Origin of the sequence: Pseudomonas neuropathica, assembly GCF_015461835.1 — a bacterium.
GTDB classification, from domain to species: domain Bacteria; phylum Pseudomonadota; class Gammaproteobacteria; order Pseudomonadales; family Pseudomonadaceae; genus Aquipseudomonas; species Aquipseudomonas neuropathica.
The window spans coordinates 1-18,198 of sequence record NZ_JACOPX010000030.1; the positions used below are offsets into that span (position 1 = coordinate 1).

At 60.1% G+C, this 18,198-nt stretch carries 9 protein-coding genes, 2 rRNA genes and 1 pseudogene; 5 read left to right on the forward strand and 7 right to left on the reverse strand.

Translation table 11 applies throughout. The features are described 5' to 3' along the window. The 3 genes from rrf (H8F23_RS29475) to H8F23_RS28355 all read left to right on the forward strand — a co-directional run. A 5S ribosomal RNA gene (gene rrf / locus H8F23_RS29475) occupies positions 1-81 on the forward strand; the annotation flags it as partial. A gap of 106 nt (positions 82-187) precedes the next feature. After that, positions 188-303 (forward strand): 5S ribosomal RNA (rrf, locus tag H8F23_RS28350). Positions 304-685: 382 nt separating this feature from the next. Next, positions 686-2,566 carry a methyl-accepting chemotaxis protein gene (locus tag H8F23_RS28355; protein WP_194936539.1) on the forward strand — a complete coding sequence of 627 codons (1,881 nt, stop codon included), beginning with the start codon at positions 686-688 and terminating at the stop codon, positions 2,564-2,566. A gap of 136 nt (positions 2,567-2,702) precedes the next feature. Here H8F23_RS28355 and H8F23_RS28360 read toward each other — a convergent pair whose 3' ends face one another. From H8F23_RS28360 to H8F23_RS28380, 5 genes are all read right to left on the reverse strand, one after another. Then, a complete protein-coding gene (locus tag H8F23_RS28360; RefSeq protein ID WP_194936540.1) occupies positions 2,703-3,170 on the reverse strand; it encodes an SRPBCC family protein in 468 nt (155 codons plus the stop codon). A 22-nt stretch (positions 3,171-3,192) separates the two neighbouring features. After that, on the reverse strand, positions 3,193-6,585 hold the full coding sequence (locus H8F23_RS28365) for an amino acid adenylation domain-containing protein (protein ID WP_194936541.1): 3,393 nt from the start codon (positions 6,583-6,585) through the stop codon (positions 3,193-3,195). Between the two features lie 13 nt (positions 6,586-6,598). Then, entirely contained in the window at positions 6,599-7,528 is a 930-nt protein-coding gene (locus H8F23_RS28370) for a diiron oxygenase (RefSeq protein ID WP_194936542.1), read from the reverse strand. Further along, the gene (locus tag H8F23_RS28375) at positions 7,525-8,301 is read right to left on the reverse strand and encodes a DUF3050 domain-containing protein (RefSeq protein ID WP_194936543.1); all 777 of its coding nucleotides are present in this window, start codon (positions 8,299-8,301) and stop codon (positions 7,525-7,527) included. The genes H8F23_RS28370 and H8F23_RS28375 overlap by 4 nt, the downstream gene beginning before the upstream one ends. A gap of 743 nt (positions 8,302-9,044) precedes the next feature. Continuing rightward, positions 9,045-9,755, reverse strand: coding sequence for a GntR family transcriptional regulator (locus H8F23_RS28380; RefSeq protein ID WP_194936544.1), 711 nt, complete (start codon positions 9,753-9,755; stop codon positions 9,045-9,047). 197 nt (positions 9,756-9,952) lie between these two features. On the opposite strand from H8F23_RS28380, the gene lapG reads away from it, so the two are divergent. Both lapG and lapD read left to right on the forward strand, forming a co-directional pair. Beyond that, positions 9,953-10,645 (forward strand): cysteine protease LapG, encoded by a 693-nt coding sequence (gene lapG, locus H8F23_RS28385; protein WP_095113878.1) that lies wholly within the window; start codon positions 9,953-9,955, stop codon positions 10,643-10,645. 14 nt (positions 10,646-10,659) lie between these two features. Then, the gene (gene lapD / locus H8F23_RS28390; RefSeq protein ID WP_194936545.1) at positions 10,660-12,606 is read left to right on the forward strand and encodes a cyclic di-GMP receptor LapD; all 1,947 of its coding nucleotides are present in this window, start codon (positions 10,660-10,662) and stop codon (positions 12,604-12,606) included. Between the two features lie 211 nt (positions 12,607-12,817). Here the strand turns inward: lapD and H8F23_RS28395 are convergent, their stop codons facing one another. Both H8F23_RS28395 and H8F23_RS28400 read right to left on the reverse strand, forming a co-directional pair. After that, complete coding sequence (locus H8F23_RS28395; RefSeq protein WP_007918987.1) at positions 12,818-13,156, reverse strand: hypothetical protein; 339 nt, start codon at positions 13,154-13,156, stop codon at positions 12,818-12,820. Positions 13,157-13,303: 147 nt separating this feature from the next. Beyond that, positions 13,304-18,198, reverse strand: a pseudogene (locus H8F23_RS28400) (LapA family giant adhesin); the annotation flags it as partial.

Here is an 18,198-nt window from a genome sequence, read left to right on the forward strand (position 1 = left end):
CATCCCGAACTCAGCAGTGAAACGATGCATCGCCGATGGTAGTGTGGGGTTTCCCCATGTGAGAGTAGGTCATCGTCAAGATTAAATTCCGAAACCCCAATTGCGAAAGCAGTTGGGGTTTTGTTTTAAGTAGAAACATCCGTTTTTGCTGGCTTGTTACCGTGTTGACGGGCCAGATACAGAATTTCTTGACGACCATAGAGCGTTGGAACCACCTGATCCCATCCCGAACTCAGAAGTGAAACGATGCATCGCCGATGGTAGTGTGGGGTTTCCCCATGTGAGAGTAGGTCATCGTCAAGATTGAATTCCGAAACCCCTGTCTGCTAACGCAGACGGGGGTTTTGTCATTTCAGGATCAGATAAAGAAACGACAAAGCCAGCTCCTGAGACATCAGGGGCTGGCTTTTTTATGCACAGGAAAAAGGGTTGCAGGATTTGAAACTGCCGCCGGAACGTTGCTCCGGAAACACCGTGGCGAACGCTCTGGCACGCCGTTGGGCGGGAATCTGGCAGAAATACCATCCATTTCCCGTATGGCCCTAAGATTTCTCCGACACGTGCCGACAGACTGGTGAGACATGCGTGCACCAAAGTAGAGCGGCCAGAAGAACGCTGCCTGCACTGTACATGGAATGTTGCATCCGGAACGCATCCCCACTTTTCGCATAAGAAGTCCCATGAAATGAATCTCAAGTTCAGCCATAAAATCCTGTTGGCCGCCTCGGGCGTCGTGGTCCTGGCGTTCGCGCTGTTCACCCTCTACAACGACTATCTGCAGCGAAACACCATTCGCCAGAACCTTCAGTCCTCCGTGCAGCAGGCCGGTGATCTGACCGCCAGCAGCGTGCAGAACTGGATGAGCGGGCGGATCCTGGTTCTGGAAAACCTCGCGCAGAACGTTGCCCATCAGGGTAAGGACGCGGACTTCCCGGGCCTGGTCGATCAACCGGCCTTCACCTCGAACTTCCAGTTCACCTACGTCGGTCAGGCCAACGGTGTGTTCACCCAGCGTCCTGACGCGAAGATGCCGGACGGCTACGACCCACGTCAGCGTCCTTGGTACAAACAAGCCGTTGCCGCTGACAAAACCATGCTGACGCCGCCGTACATGGCTGCTGTCGGCGGGCTGGTGGTGACCATCGCCATGCCGGTGAAAAAGAACGGCGAACTGCTCGGTGTGGTTGGTGGTGATCTGAGCCTGGAAACCCTGGTGAAGATCATCAACTCGGTGGACTTCGGTGGCCTCGGCCATGCATTCCTGGTCAGCGCCGACGGTCAGGTGATCGTTAGCCCGGACAAGGATCAGGTCATGAAAAACCTGAAAGACATCTACCCAAACACCAGCGTACGCATCGAGAAGGGCAACCAGAACGTGGTGCTCAACGGTCAGGAACGTATTCTGTCGTTTACCCCGGTCAGCGATCTGCCGAATGCGCAGTGGTACATCGGTCTGTCGATCGACCGCGACAAGGCCTACGCAGCACTCAGCCAATTCCGCACCTCGGCACTGATTGCGATGTTCGTGGCCGTGGCCGCCATTGCCTTGCTGCTGAGCCTGTTGATCAACGTGTTGATGCGCCCGCTGACCACCATGGGCCGCGCGATGCAGGACATCGCTCAGGGCGAGGGCGACCTGACCCGTCGTCTGGTGGTAGAGAGCAAAGACGAGTTCGGTGAATTGGGCAGCGCGTTCAACCAGTTCGTTGAACGAATTCACGCGTCGATTTCCGAAGTGTCTTCCGCCACCCGTCATGTGCATGACTTGTCGCAACGGGTGATGGCATCGTCCAACGCCTCGATCGTCGGTTCTGACGAGCAAAGCGCGCGCACCAACAGCGTCGCTGCGGCGATCAACGAACTGGGTGCCGCCACACAGGAAATTGCGCGCAACGCCGCCGATGCTTCGCAGCATGCCAGCGGCGCCAGCGAGCAGGCCGATGACGGGCGTCAGGTGGTCGAGCAGACAATTCAAGCGATGACCGAACTGTCGCAGAAGATCAGCCTGTCGTGCACGCAGATCGAAACCCTGAACGCCAGCACCGACAACATCGGCCACATCCTCGACGTGATCAAAGGCATTTCGCAACAGACCAACCTGTTGGCACTTAACGCCGCGATCGAAGCGGCGCGTGCCGGTGAAGCCGGACGTGGTTTTGCCGTGGTGGCAGACGAGGTGCGAAACCTTGCCCATCGCACCCAGGAGTCGGCGGAAGAGATCCACAAAATGATCACGTCGTTGCAGATTGGTTCGCGGGAAGCGGTGACCACGATGAACGCCAGTCAGGCGTCCAGCGAGCAGAGCGTGGAAGTGGCCAATCAGGCCGGTTTGCGTCTGGTCAGCGTGACTCAGCGCATCGGTGAAATCGACGGCATGAACCAGTCGGTGGCAGCGGCCACTGAAGAGCAGACCGCCGTGGTGGAAACCCTCAACGTCGACGTTAACCAGATCAACCTGCTGAATCAGCAGAGCGTGGCTAACCTCAACGAGACGTTGAAGGATTGTGATGCGTTGTCGCAGCAGGCCAATCGCTTGAAGCAACTGGTCGACAGCTTCAAAATCTGACCGCGTTATCGTTCTTCGCGAGCAAGCTCGCTCCCACAGGATTTTTGGTTGAACACAACATGTGTGAACACCCAATGTCCTGTAGGAGTGAGCCTGCTCGCGATAGCGGTCTAGAACTCACCGCCAAACTCAAGCCTTAAACAAACAGCCTCAGCACATTCCCCATCGCATCATCCGCAAAACCCTGCACAAAATCCTTGAACCCTGGCAGTGCCTCTTCACCGCCCGCAGCCGGCTCGGCAATGATTGTCCACGTCGCCCGAGACTTACCCGCGCCCAGCGATTCGACATTCATCGCCGCCCACAGATTCGCCACGCCCAACGTGTTGTAAATCGTCGTCCAGGTCATGCATCGGGCCTGCTCATCGCGGGAGTTGAGTTGCTCGACCACCACGTTGCCATCCTTGAAGAACTTCTTGCGCAGCGAGGACACGCCCTCACCGGTCATTTCGATGTGCGACAGCGCCGGAATGAAGCGGTCGAAACCGCCGAATTGGCCGACCACTGCCCAGACCTGCGCCGCGTCTGCCGGCACTTCTACCGAAGACACAACGTGGCAGCCATGCGGGTTTTTGATCAGGGTGTCGGGTTGCAGAGTGCTCATGGTGTTGCTCCTGTTTGATGGATCAGATGAAGTTGATTTCTTTCAGGTAATCGCAGCCACGACGCAGCAGTGCCGGGGATTTCTGCGGGTAGTGCGCGCCCATCAACTGCACGCCGGCCTCAGCGTTGGCATGGCCAATCAGGGAGATGTCGCCGATGTCTTCTTCGAAGCCGTTGAGGTAGAAACCGAGTACGCCGAACAGCGCGTTGTCGGCGTCGACGCGGTTTAGTTGCTGCTGCCAGTCGGCGACGCTGACCAGCGCGAACTCGCTGCCGGTTTCGCGGAACGAAGTGACGTAGGCGTCCCAGCTCAAAGGCTCGGGGTTATGCAGGTTGAACACTGCGCGTTCGGGCGAATAACGGCTGGCGTGGAAAGCAATGAAGCGGGCAAGAAAGTCCACTGGCATCAGGTCGAAATTCAGCGCGAAGGCTGGCACCTGGCCGAGCTGGATCGAGCCTTTGAGCATCAGCATCAAACGGTTTTTGTGCGGCTGACAAACACCGCTGAGGCTGTTGAAACTAATGTTGCCGGGGCGGTACAGATTAACCCGCACACCGCGCTCCCGCGCCCGTTCGAGGATGCGTTCGCCGACCCATTTCGACAGGTTGTAGCCGTTGCGGATGTAGATCGGTGGGGTCGTGGCGGCGGGCAGTTCCAGCACCCGTCCAGCATCGTCCACGGTGCTTGAAGCCGACAGCGTCGAGACGAAGTTGAAAACCTTTTTGCTCTGCCCTTCGCACAAGCGCAGCAGGGCGAAAATCGGTTCGACGTTGTCCGCCGCCAGCGACTCGTAATCGAGTACGTGATTGACGTTAGCGGCGTTGTGCACCAGTGCGCCGAACTCGCGATCCAGGCGCTGATAGTCGGCGTCATTCAGGCCCAGTTGCGGGCGTGTAATGTCTGCCGCGTAAACCCGCACCCGACTCAGATCCAGATGCTCCAGGCGGTTTTCCCGCAGTGACTCGGCAAAGCGTTGCGCCGCCGTTTTGCCGCCGCCGTCGCGCACCAGACACGCTACTTCGCTGGCACCCCAACCGAGCAACGCCTCGACGATGTGCACGCCGACAAAACTATTGGCGCCGGTGACGATGACTTTATGCACATCACCCATGCGGCTGATCGGCAGTGGCTCGATTTCCAGTGCACGCTCGGCGTCGGCCATGGCCTGGGCGCTGAGTACGGCGCTGTCATCGGTGCCGCGTACCAGCGTTGCGAGTTTGATGATGGTCGGCAGTTCGATGAAGCGGTTGATCGAAATGCTCCGCCCGAACTCCTCACGCAAACGCAGCAACATGCGCGAGAGCAGAATCGAGTGGCCACCGAGATTGAAGAAGCTTTCGTCGGTGGAAATGTCGCTGCTCGGCAGCTCCAGCAACTCCGCCCAGATCTCCAGCAACAGCGCTTCATCGGCATTCACCGGCAGGCATTTCGGCCCGCTGTCCTGCACGCTCACTGGCAGTTCCAGCAGTGCTTTGCGATCGACTTTGCCATTGCTGGCGAACGGCATGCTCGCCAGCTCGGTCCACGCCACCGGTTGCATGTAGTCCGGCAAAAACTGTCTGGCGTGGGCTTTCAGCGCGTCGCGTGCGGTGTCCGATTGCGCTTGTGCGAGGAACGCGAGAATGCGTCGCTGACTGTCGATCACCACCGCCACTTGTCGGTATAGCTGGCTCTCGCGCAGGCAGCGTTCGATCTCTTCCGGCTCGACCCGGAAGCCACGGATTTTTACCTGATTGTCGCGCCGCCCGCACAGTTCGATACCGTGCGCGCCCCACCTGGCCATGTCGCCGCTGCGGTAGGCTCGCAGCGTTTGGCCGTCCGGTAATTGCAGGGTCAGATAACGCTCGGCGGTCTGTTGCGGATTGTTCAGATAACCGAGGCAAACACCGGGGCCGACGATGAACAATTCGCCGACGGTGTGCTCCGCCACCGGTTGCAAATCGTCATCGAGAATCAGCACTTGGCTGTTGGCGATTGGTGCCCCGAGGATGCGGTTACTGTCGCCCGGTTTGAGCTGACGCGCGGTGATCAGTACGGTAGCTTCGGTCGGGCCGTAAAGGTTGTGCAGTGTGCCCTGGCGGGTCAGTTGCTCAATGACAAACGGCTCGCAGACATCGCCGCCGGTCATCACTTGCACGCCTTCCAGTTGCTCCAGCGGCAGGATGCTCAACAGCGCCGGTGGCAGGAATGCGTGGGTCAGGTGTTGGCGGCGGATCAACGCGACCAGTTGCAATGGATCTCGCCGTTGCGTGTCGTCCGGCACCACCAGTTCGGCACCTTCCAGCAGGGTCGGGAAGATGTCGATCAGTGACGAATCGAAGCTCAACGACGAGAACTGCAAGACCCGACTCTCGGCCTGCAATTGCACGTAATCGGCGTACCACGCGGTGAAGTGCGCGAGGTTGGCCTGACTGAGCAACACGCCTTTCGGATGCCCGGTGGTGCCCGAGGTGTAAAGCGCCATGCACGGTGCATCAAGTTCGGGGCGGCGGCGCATTAACGGTTGGCTGAGATCTGCCTCTGAGTTGTCGATGCGGCTGACGTCCAGCCCCGCCATGGATGCGCTGAGCGGATGCTCGCCATCATGCAGCAACAGCAGCGCGTCAGCGTTTTGCAGAATGTATTGCTGACGCTGTAACGGATGACTCGGCTCCAGCGGCAGATACACCGCGCCGCTGCCGAGAATCGCCAGAATCGAGGCAAACAACGCCGGGCTTTTTGGCAGGCAGATGCCGACCACCCACGGTTTTGGCTGTTGCTCGAGCAAGGGCAGCAAGCGCTGTTGAATCGCTCGGCTGTGTGCGTGCAGTTGGCGATAGCTGATCGACTGTTCGGCGATGTGCAGCGCCGAACGTTCAGCGTGGTGGATCAAGCTTCGTTGCAGGCGTTCGATCACCGCAATCTGCGCCTCTTCCAGCAATGCGGGATTGGCCGTGTCGTTGCGGCGATGGACGTAAGCCAGGCTGTCGAGGAACAGCAGGTTTTCCATTCTCTCGAAATCCGGCGCAGTCACTGACGCGGCCTGCTGCAGATAGTCAGCATCACGGGAGAAGCGGCTGACTAGCAACGCCACTTCATCGACCACCTGCGTCAGCACCCGTTGCCGCAGCGCCTGCCCATTGCCGGACGGCTCATCGCCAATCGGTACGCGGCTGATTAGTGACGAGCCAAGGAAACACAGCAAATCGAGTGTCGGCAAACCGGCATGGCTCTGCACGCCGACACCCAAACGCAGATGCAGGTGCGGGATCGAGCAGAAATCGCCGGCGCCGATAAAACCATCGTCGATGATCAGATCCACCGTCGATGCACCGGCAGCGCTGCGCTGCAAGGAGTGACCGTGTTGTTCCAGTTCCTGCGCCAGGTCGGTCATGGCCTGGCTGGTGCCAATCAGCAAAATGTCGAGACGTTTCATATCGGCCTCCTCATCAAACCAGATAGTCGCGCAGCGCGTGCTGCACACAGGGCGCATCGAGCAGCGAGCTGTTGTGGAAGAACTTGACGATGTTGCCCACCAGCGGGTGATGGCGATTGATCGGGAATGCCAGCCCGGCCATCTCGTCCCTGAGCGAGCGGCGGGTGGCCTCGCTGACCGGCAGTGCGTCGATCAGGCGCAGGTCGAAGGCTTTCTGGATGTCGTTGGTCAGGTAATGGCCGATGAACACCGGCAGAATCTGCGCGATGGTTTCGCGATCCGCCGCGTTGGCGGTGTGCCAATAGATGCGCACCATCCGCGCCCAGAAACTCGAATGGCGACCTTCGTCGAGCAAGTGATCGGCCATCAGACCTTTGATCGACGGCTTGACCGTGTCGTCGCGTGCGAACGCCGCGACATCACCCGTCACGGTGTTTTCGGCGATGGCCACGCAGATCAATTCCACTGCGCTGCGCAGATGTTCCGGTGCCAGCGCTACAGCCGCAGGAATCGCCCGGCTCAGCTCGATTTCATCGGGCAACTGAATGGGTTCGATGCCAGTCATGGCCACCGTTTGTTGCATGAAATCCATCGCCACCAGCGCGTGGTAATCCTCGTCGACCACCACGGTCATCGCGTCGTAACGACAGGCAAACGGGAAGGCCACGGCGAAGCGATTCTTGGCGATGCTGCGCGCGGTCTTGTCGACGATCTCGGTCTCGAAAATCACCACGTCGTTGATGAATTTGTACAGCGTTTGCACCAAGGCGAAATCACGTTGCTGCGGGCACTCGCGCAGGAAGGTTTCACTGAGCACCAGCGGCTGGCGGCTGAGCGGATAGATCAGCCGTTCATCGTCTTCGAGTACGCGTCGCGGGCGGGTGCGGATGGTCGCGCGGCTCTCCCAGGCGTCGGCAAAGGATTGATAGTCGGCGGCGTTCATTGGACCACCTCCGCCAACGGTTCGCGCATGCTCAGACGCAGGCCGTCCCACAAGGCGATACGGCTTTCCACGGCGGCAATGGCGCTGGCGTAGACCTCGGCTTCGCGTTGCGGGTCGCCGTCGACCAGGCGCTCAAGCAGGTGTTCCGCCGCCGGGCCGTGGTCTTCGGAGTCGACCTCGATGTGCCGTTCCAGGTAATAGCGAAAGGTCGGCGCCTGTTCGATACCGATGCCCCAGTCGTCAAGAATGCGCTGGAACATGGTCGGGATCACGCTCTCGCGACCATGCAGAAACGCCGCCGCCACGCTGTGTCCCGGTGCATGCAGGGCGGTACGCAAAGTATCGCGGACAAACTGCGCGGCGGCTGGATCAACATCGACGCTTTGCAGCGCGACGTCATAGCTCACGCCTTCCTGTTGCAGGGCGACAAAGCGCTCCACGGCTTGGGTACTCGCGCCGATTTCGCGCATCGCGTCCAGGTACAGCTCAAAATGGCTGTAATGCCCTTCGGCCAGGCGATCATCCGATTCTTCGCCGAGAACGATCTCGTTGATCAGTCGGGCGGCGAGAGGATCGCGCGGCGGCAACCACGGTAGTCGGGTGCAGGTCAGCTCCTGCTGCAGGCGTTTGGTCAGCGACATGAAGTCCCACACGGCAAATACATGGGTTTCCATGAAGCGACGCAACACCGATAACGACGTGATCTCGGCAAAGATCGGGTGAATGCTAAGTTCGGCTTTCTTCAGGGCGAGTTGGTGCTTAGTGGGCATCATGATGTCCTTTATCGTTGATATTAAATGGAACTGCTCTGCAACTGCGCAATCAATGAGACTACGACTTACTTGTTTCCTGTCGACGAACGACAGCCTTCCTTCCTGATAGGTAAGTGCGGATCGATATACCTTTGACATGGCTTCATGTCTGCCCATCAAGCGCTGCTGCTGTACCGCAGGCATTGGGCTGCTGCCAAGTGAAGGGTGAAATTCAAACTTGGCGAAGAAAAGCTAATACACCGACAAAGTGTTTAACAAGTATATTTTTAATTATTTTAAGTTTGCTGTTTTTTGAAGTTGAGTTGTTCCAATAAAACTTTCAAGTAAAGTTTTATTTGGGCGTAGTTGCTCCTTTCGGCGAATAACGGCCAAAATTGCTCAAGAAGAGTGAATGCCTCACTCGAAGCAACTTTCCAGTAATAAGAATTGAATGATTTAAAAGGGCGGAAGTTGGCCGTGACCCCGCGCCATGACTTCCTTTTTCCCGTGGCAAGGCTCCTTCCGTAGGTTCCTGGTGCGGGGACTGCGCCGGCAGGGCGGCGCGTCGCCCGTTCTTTATGGGGTGGCGGCTCAAGAGTGCGGGTAAATTTGCGCCACGGCTATGACCGATTCATCAGCGACAACGTGCAAATATCGGACTGAACGGCGCAAGGAGGTTAGAGCGGACATGTGGATCCGCCCAGCAGAGGGCTGGCGGATCGCTTGGGGATTTGTAAGCGGTTGATTCGCGGGGCAGTGCGCGCTCAGCGCGCAGCGTGGCGGTTTTGCGCGGCAGGGGTAGCGAGATAACGGGTAATCACTTCGACACCGCGATTGAGGTGCTGCTCGAGGAGTTTGATCGACAACTCAGTGTCGCGATCCTGCACGGCTTGCAACATCGCCCGGTGATCGTCCTGGGACAATTTGCCCAGGCCCATGGCCTCAAGGTTGAAGCGCAGAAAACGCTCTTCTTCGTTGAGCCCGTCTTCAACCAGTCGCAGTAAGCGTTGGTTGGGCGCCTTGCTGTACAGGGCCATGTGGAACAAACGGTTGAGCCGGCCGATTTCCGTGTAGTCGTGTTGCGCCTCGAGCTCTTCGATGTACCCGGCTGCGCGTGCGTGGTCGGCAGCGGTCAGCAGCGGAATCGATTGCCGCATGGCTTCGGATTCGAGCAGGATGCGCAACTCGTAGGTTTCGGTCGCGTCACCCTGAATCAATGGCGCAACCACTGCACCTTTATGCGTAGTAACGCTCAGCAGCTCTTGGGCTTCGAGCTGGCGCAACGCTTCGCGCACCGGCATGCGGCTAACACCGAAAAGGTCGGCCAGATCCTGCTGGCGCAGCGCCGTGCCACAGGGCAGACGACCGTCGAGGATTGCTGAGCGCAGGGTTTCTTCGATCACCGAACGGGCCAGATGAGCAGGAATCGGTCCATCGACTTTAATGCTGTGCAACGGTTTGGGCTTCTGTGTCACGACTACGCACCCTGTATGTCGGCCTGATTTGGATCCAAATGACACTAGTGATTGCTCTACAGGTTGTCAAACCTTGTAAAACAATGCGCTGTTAACTGAAGTTTAGCGCGGCGGCGATGATCTCATGGTGCCATTGTTTTTTGTCGGGCTAAGCTTCACCATCAAACGCTTTCCTTCCTGCCCCCTGGAAACCTGCTGTGGCGGTACGTTTCGCGATCCCCCGGACGCTGCGCTGGCTAGGCTGCGCACTGCTGCTGGCCGGCGTCATGCTGGGCGGTCTGCATGCCGATTGGGATTTTTCCACGATCAGCCGCAAAGCCACGGCACTCTACGGGCCGCTGGGTGCCGGGCAGCAGCGCATTGATGCCTGGCAGAATCTGTTGGCCACGCAAAAACAAGTCAGCGAGATGGAAAAGCTCAAAGTGGTGAACCTGTTCTTCAACAAACAGGTGCGCTACGTCGAGGACATCGATCTGTGGCACGAGGTCGATTACTGGGAAACGCCGATCGAGGCGCTGTGGAAGGGCGCCGGCGACTGCGAAGACTATGCGATCGCCAAGTATTTCAGCTTGCGTCACCTCGGGGTTTCCAGTGACAAACTGCGTATCACCTACGTCAAGGCGTTGCGTCAGAACCGCGCGCACATGGTCCTGACTTACTATGCCACCCCCGATGCCATGCCGCTGGTGCTCGACAGCCTGATCGACCCTATCCAGCCGGCGTCGCAGCGAACCGATTTGCTGCCGGTCTACTCTTTTAATGCTGAAGGGTTGTACCTGCCGGGCGCCAAGGGCAACAAGAAGGTCGGTGACACCAAACGCCTGTCACGCTGGCAGGATGTGTTGAAGAAAATGCAGGCCGAAGGTTTCCCGGTCGAAACGACTAACTAGGAGCATGCGCTCAGATGTCTTTGTTCAAACAGCTGTTGATCGCTATCTGTCTGTTCCTGGTGGTCGCCTTCACCGGCAGCTTCATGGTCAGTCTGGAGAGCTCGCGCACCCAGTACGTCAACCAGTTGCGTTCCCACGCCCAGGACGCCGCGACGGCGCTGGCGTTGTCGCTGACGCCGAATATCGACGATCCGGCCATGGTCGAGTTGCTGGTCAGCTCGATTTTCGACAGCGGTTATTACGCGAGCATCCGCGTGGTCGATCTGAAGACTGACCAGACGATTGTTGAACGCAACGGCATTCCGGCCGTCACCAGTGTGCCGGACTGGTTCGTCAAGCTGATCGGCCTGGAGCCGGCCGGTGGCGACGCGCTGGTCAGCCGTGGCTGGGAGCAGGCGGCGCGAGTCGAGGTGGTCAGCCATCCGATGTTTGCTGTGGCCAAATTGTGGCAGAGCGCGTTGGGCAGCCTTGGCTGGCTGCTGATCTGCGGGGCGATCAGTGCCGTGCTCGGCGCGCTGCTGCTGCGCCGGCAGTTGAAGCCGCTGGATTACATGGTCAAGCAGTCCCACGCCATCGCCCGTCGCGAATTCCTCAGCCTGCCGGAATTGCCGCGCACACCTGAGTTGCGCCGTGTGGTGCAGGCGATGAACCAGATGGTCGAGAAGCTCAAGGCGCTGTTCCAAGAGCAGGCCGAGCGCAGTGAAAAGCTGCGCGCCGAGTCCTATCAGGACAATCTCACGGGGCTTGCCAACCGGCGCTATTTCGAAATGCAGTTGCACAACCGGGTGAGCAACCCGGAGCAGGCCAGTTCCGGTTATCTGCTGCTGTTGCGGGTCAAGGATCTGGCCGGGCTCAACCAGCGTCTCGGTGGCCAGCGCACCGATGAACTGCTGAAAGCAGTTGGCGAGCAACTGTCCCGCGAATGCGCCAAATACCCGGAAACCCAGAACCTCGTCACCCGTATTCGTGGCGGAGAATTTGCCGTGCTGGCGCCGGGGCTGGTTCGTGAGGAAGCGCTGCAACTGGCGCAGAACCTCGACAGCGCCTTGAGCAGTCTGCACGCCACCGGGGCGACCGACGTGGCTGCCGTGGCGTCGATCGGCCTGGCGCCGTTCACCCACGGCGATTCACCGCAACAAGTACTGACGCTTGGCGATCAGGCGCTGGCGCAAGCTGAAGGTCAGGGCGAGCAGAATTGGGCGTGCATCGATCAGGGCCTGACGGCGGATGTCGGCGACGATCACCATGCCTGGCATCGCTTGCTCGATCAGGCCTTGAGTCAGCAGCGTTTCGAGCTGTATTTCCAGCCGGTGGTCGCCGCCGCAGACACGCAGCTGGTGCTGCATTACAAAGTGCTCTCGCGCTTGCTCGATGATCAGGGCCAGACCATTCCGGCCGGGCGCTTCCTGCCGTGGCTGGAGCGCTTTGGCTGGACCGCGCGGCTGGATCGCCTGATGCTTGAGCGCGTGCTGGAGCAGATGAAAGAACATGAGGATTCGCTGGCGCTGAACCTGTCCTCGGCCACCCTGGCTGATCCGCAGGCGCTGAACAAAGTGTTCGAAATCCTCCGTGCGCATTCCAACCTCGGCGAGCGCCTGACACTGGAAATCGGTGAGGAGCAATTGCCGGAGCAGGCGGTGCTGGAGCAGTTGACCCGGCGCCTGCGTGAACTCGGGTTCTCGCTGAGTCTGCAACGTTTTGGTGGCCGCTTCAGCATGATCGGCAACCTGGCGCGGCTGGGGCTGGCGTACTTGAAGATCGATGGCAGTTACATTCGTGCGATTGATCAGGAGAGTGACAAGCGTCTGTTTATCGAGGCGATTCAGCGTGCGGCGCACAGCATTGATCTGCCGCTGATTGCCGAGCGGGTCGAGACGGAAGGGGAGTTGTCGGTGATTCGCGAGATGGGCTTGTATGGGGTTCAGGGGCAGTTGTTGGGTGAGCCGAAGCCTTGGCGGTGAGTCATCACCAAAGCAACCCTCACCCTAGCCCTCTCCCAGAGGGAGAGGGGACTGACCGTGGGATATTGACGCAATACGCCGACGTGAGCGATTTGCGCTGAGTCCATAATCGACTCGATCTCTCAGGTCGATGGACAGCGCCAGACACCTCGGTCGGCTCCCTCTCCCTCCGGGAGAGGGCTGGGGTGAGGGTCGGCCTTTGATCCGAAGATCAGATCAACCCGCCCTCATCCTCATCGATCAACTGGCTCAATCCGCCCAATGCTTCACGCGCCTGGGTCCGGTCCATCAGTTTGGCCTGGGCCGCCGGCGGCAGGTCGGTGACGCGGATCACGCCCTTCTGGGTCAGCACCTGAATCAGGTCGTCGAGTACCCGAATCATTTCGAAGTCGCTCTGCTTGAGCTGCTTCAGGCTGGTTTCCACCACTTCATTGGCGAACCAGGCCTGGATTTCATGGCTGTCGGCCGGCAGCGTTTCCGTGGCCTCGGCGTAGGCCGCGGCTTCCACGCGAATCAACAGACCTTGCGCATCGCGTTGCACGTAAAACATTGAGCATCCCTCAGAAATGAACCAGCGTCATGCTGTCAGCAGCATAGCCAACTGTGCGCGAGTATGCGGTGCGGCGACGCGATCGTCACCGGTCCGGTCAGCACAAACGTGACGGCCGCCCCATCGGGGCGGCCGTTTTGTTCACGATCAGCTGTTGTTGTGGTCGACCTTGATGGTCGGGTCGCTGCCGGCAATCAGGTTGTGAATGTTGGCGCTCGACCAGTTGTTGCCTTCCAGTTTGATCGTCACGTCCGGGGTTGCCGCCGCAGCGTCGCCGGAGTTGAACTTGCCCGCCGAGCTGACTTGCAGCGACGACGTGCCGTCGACCGTGGTGATCTTCAGGAAGTTGTCGATGGTGCTGCCGGTCTCGCCCTGCAACAGATCACGCAAGTCGATGCGGTCACCTTCACTGGCGTTGAAATCCTTGATCACGTCGTTGCCGGTGTCGCCCGACTTCCAGACGAAGGTGTCGGCACCCGAACCACCGATGAGGATGTCATTACCCTGACCGCCGATCAGCGTGTCGTTGCCGGTGCCGCCGAGCAGGATGTCATTGCCTTTGCCGCCATCGAGCAAGTCGTTGCCGCCCGAGCCGAACAGGATGTCATTGCCCGCGCCGCCCAGCAGTGTGTCGTTGCCGTCATGCGCACCGGAGACATCGAACGCCTGATAGTGCTCGGTGATGTACTGGTGCACGTTGCTGGTGGTGACCTTGCTGACGTCGACGCCGGTCTGCTGCGCGACGAACGCCTGCATCGCCTGATAACCCTCGCCGGCAATGCCGTTGAAGCTCACTAGGTCGCCGAACAGGATGTCGTTGCCGTCGCCACCGCTGACGGTGTCGTTGCCCGGCAGCGTCGCTTCGGTGTGGCCAATGATCGAGTTGGCCAGATCCTTCGGATCGATGTTGGTTTGCGGTGTTTTATCCGAATCGTAAGGCTTCAGGTCGTTGAGGCTGACGCCGCTGTTCAGGCCGATGGCTTCAACGTTGGACAGGCCGCTGAGCAACGCGAAACTGCTGGTCGAGTTGTCGGTGGTGGTCGAGGTGGTGCTGCTGCCGCTGCCCGCCAGGCTCGACAGCTCGTAAGTGCCATCGCCCTGCGCGTGAACGGTGCCCAGATTGGTGGCGCTCCAGCCATATCGGGCCGTGTAGGTCTGCAACTGGGCAATTCCGCTGGCGTTGATACTCAGGTAATGCGTGTTGTCGATATAGGTGCTGAAGGTGTCGCCCAGCTTGTAGTTGCTGGTGGTCACTACGCTATCGAACTTCACGCTGCCGTACAGCGTCGGGTTGGTCTGCTCGCCGCTCTGGTAGTAGGTCGGCTGGCCATCGGTGATGAAGTACGTGAGGTTCTTCGCCCCGGTGTTGGCCACAGCGTCGGCGCTCTGGAACCAGTTGGCCGTGGTTTTGAACACGTCCTCGTAGTTGGTGCCGCCGCCGGAACTCATCGAGTCCAGCACCGCTTTGAGCTGCGTCAGCGCGTTCGGATCGTTGAGGTTCACCGACACCGATTTGTTGACCTGGGTATCGAAGTCCACCAGGAAGATGTTCACCGTGCCCGAGTTGCTGCCGCCCAGGCTCTGCTTGAGGGTGTTGAACACCGACGTCAGCGAGTCCTTGGCTGCGCTGATCGACGAACTGCTCATACTGCCGGAGCTGTCGACCATGAACGCGATGTTGTAGTTGGTGCCCGGCACCACGGTCAGACCACCGATGTCGGCGACCATGATGTCGTTGCCATCGGTGCCGCTGAAGGTGTCGTCACCCGAAGTCGCGACGATGGCGTTGTAGACCGCCGGCACCACGGTGACCGGAATGGTCGCGGTGCTGCTGGCCGAACCGCCGACCATTTCGGTGGAGGTCGAGGTCACGGTCAGGTTGAACTGGCCGTTGTAGTACGGCGGTGGGGTCACGGTCAGGCTGCCGAGGTTCCAGCCAGTGACGTTGGCGTCGCCGCTGCTGGCGGTGACGGTGAAGGTGTGACCCGCGCCATCGCTGAGCACCGAGCCGACTGGCGCGCCGCTGATCTTCACGCTCAGGGTTTCCGAGCCGTCGGTGTCAGTCAGTGCGGTGGAGATTGCCGACAGTTTCACCGTGGTGCCTTCGGCGCCGGTGTTGAGTTTATAGCCGTCGTAATAGCCTTCGCCGTTGCTGCCGTGCAGATCGGAGACGGTCACGCCCGAATTCACCAGATCCTGCACGCCGGTGTAGATCGGTACGCCAGCGCTGCTCAGGTCGATCGGCGTGCTGCCGTTGACCGACAGGTTGACGTCGTAGCTGCCTGGGCCGCTCTGATTGTGGTGGTAGATGTCCAGGGTGTAGTAGCCGCTGGTGGTCGGGGTGAACGAACCGTTGAGGTTGCCGCCCGCGCCCCACGTGGTCGAGGCCACGTTCTTGCCACCGATGGTGACCAACAGGCTGTCATCGCCGATACCGCTGAAAGTGTAGGTCTTGCCGGCTTCCAGATAGATCAGGCCTGAGGTCTTCGACGCCGTACCGGCGGTCACGCTGCCGTCAGACTGCACGTTGTTCACGTTAGTGCTGGTGTTCGGTGTGCCAGCGCCGTCGATGACGTTTTTCAACGTGGTCGAATCCGCGCCATTGCCGTTGGTGCCCAGGCCCGACAGGCCGGTCCAGACTTCCTTGATCAGCCCGGTGGACTTCACGCTGTTGTCGGCCACGCTCACGGTCGGCGCATCCGCCACTGGCGTGATGTCGATCTTCACGGTGCCGGTGTTGCCCAGCAGTTGGCCGTCGGTTGGCTGGAACTTGATCTGTGCGTAGTCCGCTTGGTTGTTGCCCAGGCCGCTGCCGCCGTAACCGTTGACACCCGACTCGTTGGCATCCGGCAGGAAGCGCAGCTTGCCCGCGTCGATGTCAGCCTTGCTGAAGGTCTGGTTGTTGGCGACGTCCTTCCAGGTCGAGCCGTCCAGGTACTGCAGCTTGCCTTCGCCCGGCAGCTGGGTAATTTTGATGCCGAGGCTGCTGGCCGGGCTGTCGACGTCAGTTACGCCGAAAGTCGACCAGCCGAGTACCAGCGGCGTGTCTTCGGTGCCGGTGACATTGCTCGGTGCAGCAACCGGAGCGTCGTTGACCGCCACCACGTTGACCGTGGTGGTCGCGGTGTTGGAGTAATTGCCGCCATCGGTCACGGTCACGGTGATGATCCGCGGCACGGTGCTCGGGTTTTCACTGCTGTTGGTGAAGCTGATGTTCTTGATGGCCTGCATGTAGTCGGCCAGCGTCGCATTGCCGGACAGGGTCAGGGTCACGGTGCCGTTGGTGCTGTTGGCATTGATGGTGATGCCGTTGACGCTGTTGCCGAGGTTCAGCGCATCGCCGTCCTGACGGTTGGTCAGGACTACAGTGGCGCCGGTGAGCATGGTGCTGTCCGGGTCGGTGATGCTGATATCGGTGTCGGCAATCGACACACCAGCGCCCGGGGTGTTTTCGGTGAAGGTCACCTTGTAGTCGGCACCGGTGGCGCCGCTGGAGTTGTTGGCATCCAGGTCGATGACCGGCGGTGCGTCGTTGTCGATGATCGACGTGCTGACGCTGCCATTGGTGCTGCTGACCGCGAGGTTCTCGAAGTTGCCGCCAGTGGCCGAATCGATCTTGACCACGAAGTTCTCGGTGCCTTCGGTGATCTTGTCATCGATGGTCGCGACGTTGAACTGCGCGCTGCTCGCACCGGCCGGGATCTTCACGGTGTACACGCCGGTGAAGTCCGAACCGTCGGCGGCGGTGCCGCTGTAGACGATTTTCAGGGTCACTTCGGTTTGCGCCGGGTGGTTCAGGCTGACCGTGTAGCTGGCGGTCTGGCCTTCGGTCACCGAGCTGCTGCCGGTGATGCTGACGGTGGTGGTGTCGATAGTGTCGGTGACGCTGGTCACGGCCGGAGCTGTGCTGGTGACCAGGTTTTCGAAGCTGCCGCCGCTGGTACCTGTGATGGTCGCCTGCACGGTGCCGGCGTCTTTGTAGACGTCGTCAGCTGGTGCTGGAACGGTCACGGTGCCGCTGGTTTTTCCCGCGTCGATGGTGATCACCGAGCCGTTGCTGAGGGTCACGGTCACTGGCGAGCCAGCGGCGTTGCTCAGGGTCGCGGTGTAGGTGATCTGGCCACCCTCGGCCACGGTGCCGGTTGCGGACAGCGACAGGTTGGTGGTGTCGACGGTGTCGGTGACGGTGGTGCTGACCGGGGTTTTGTCGGCGACGAGATTTTCGTAGTTGCCGCCCGTTACGTTGGTAATCGAGTTGGTCAGCGGTGCGTGACCGGTCAACGCATCGTTCGGTGCGGTGGTGGTCACGGTGCCGGTGGTTTTGCCGATGTCGATGGTGATGGTCTGACCGTTGGCCAGGGTCACCACGACCGGCGAACCGGTCACGGCTGCACCGACAGTGGCGGTGTAGACGACGTTGCCGCCTTCCGCCGCAGAGCCGGTCGCTGTCAGCTTCACGGTAGTCGTGTCGATGGTGTCGGTGACGCTGGTCACGGCCGGAGCCGTGCTGGTGACCAGGTTTTCGAAGCTGCCACCGGTGGCGGTTTTGATCGTGGCCTGGACGTTGCCGGCGTCCTTGTAGACGTCATCGGCTGGCGCTGGAACGGTCACGGTGCCGCTGGTTTTGCCGGCGTCGATGGTGATCACCGAACCGTTGCTGAGGGTCACGGTGACTGGCGAGCCAGCGGCGTTGGTCAGCGTCGCGGTGTAAGTGATCTGGCCACCTTCGGCCACGGTGCCGGTCGCGGACAGCGACAGGTTGGTGGTGTCGACGGTGTCAGTGACGGTAGTCGAAACCGGAGTCTTGTCGGCGACGAGGTTTTCGTAGTTGCCGCCCGTGACGTTGGTGATCGAGTTGGTCAGCGGTGCGTGACCAGTCAGTGCGTCGTTTGGCGCGGTAGTGGTCGCGGTGCCAGTGGTCTGGCCGACGCCGATGGTAATGGTCTGACCGTTGGCCAGCGTTACAACCACAGGCGAACCGGTCACCGGAGCACCGACGGTCGCGGTGTAGACGACGTTGCCGCCCTCTGCCGCTGTGCCGG

What these genes read in the sequence shown, in the direction of transcription:
- lapD (WP_194936545.1), top strand. Translation starts at nt 10,660, where the DNA reads ATGTCTTTGTTCAAACAGCTGTTGATCGCTATCTGTCTGTTCCTGGTG.
- H8F23_RS28355 (WP_194936539.1), top strand. Translation starts at nt 686, where the DNA reads ATGAATCTCAAGTTCAGCCATAAAATCCTGTTGGCCGCCTCGGGCGTC.
- H8F23_RS28360 (WP_194936540.1), bottom strand. Translation starts at nt 3,170, where the DNA reads ATGAGCACTCTGCAACCCGACACCCTGATCAAAAACCCGCATGGCTGC.
- H8F23_RS28395 (WP_007918987.1), bottom strand. Translation starts at nt 13,156, where the DNA reads ATGTTTTACGTGCAACGCGATGCGCAAGGTCTGTTGATTCGCGTGGAA.
- H8F23_RS28370 (WP_194936542.1), bottom strand. Translation starts at nt 7,528, where the DNA reads ATGAACGCCGCCGACTATCAATCCTTTGCCGACGCCTGGGAGAGCCGC.
- H8F23_RS28365 (WP_194936541.1), bottom strand. Translation starts at nt 6,585, where the DNA reads ATGAAACGTCTCGACATTTTGCTGATTGGCACCAGCCAGGCCATGACC.
- H8F23_RS28375 (WP_194936543.1), bottom strand. Translation starts at nt 8,301, where the DNA reads ATGATGCCCACTAAGCACCAACTCGCCCTGAAGAAAGCCGAACTTAGC.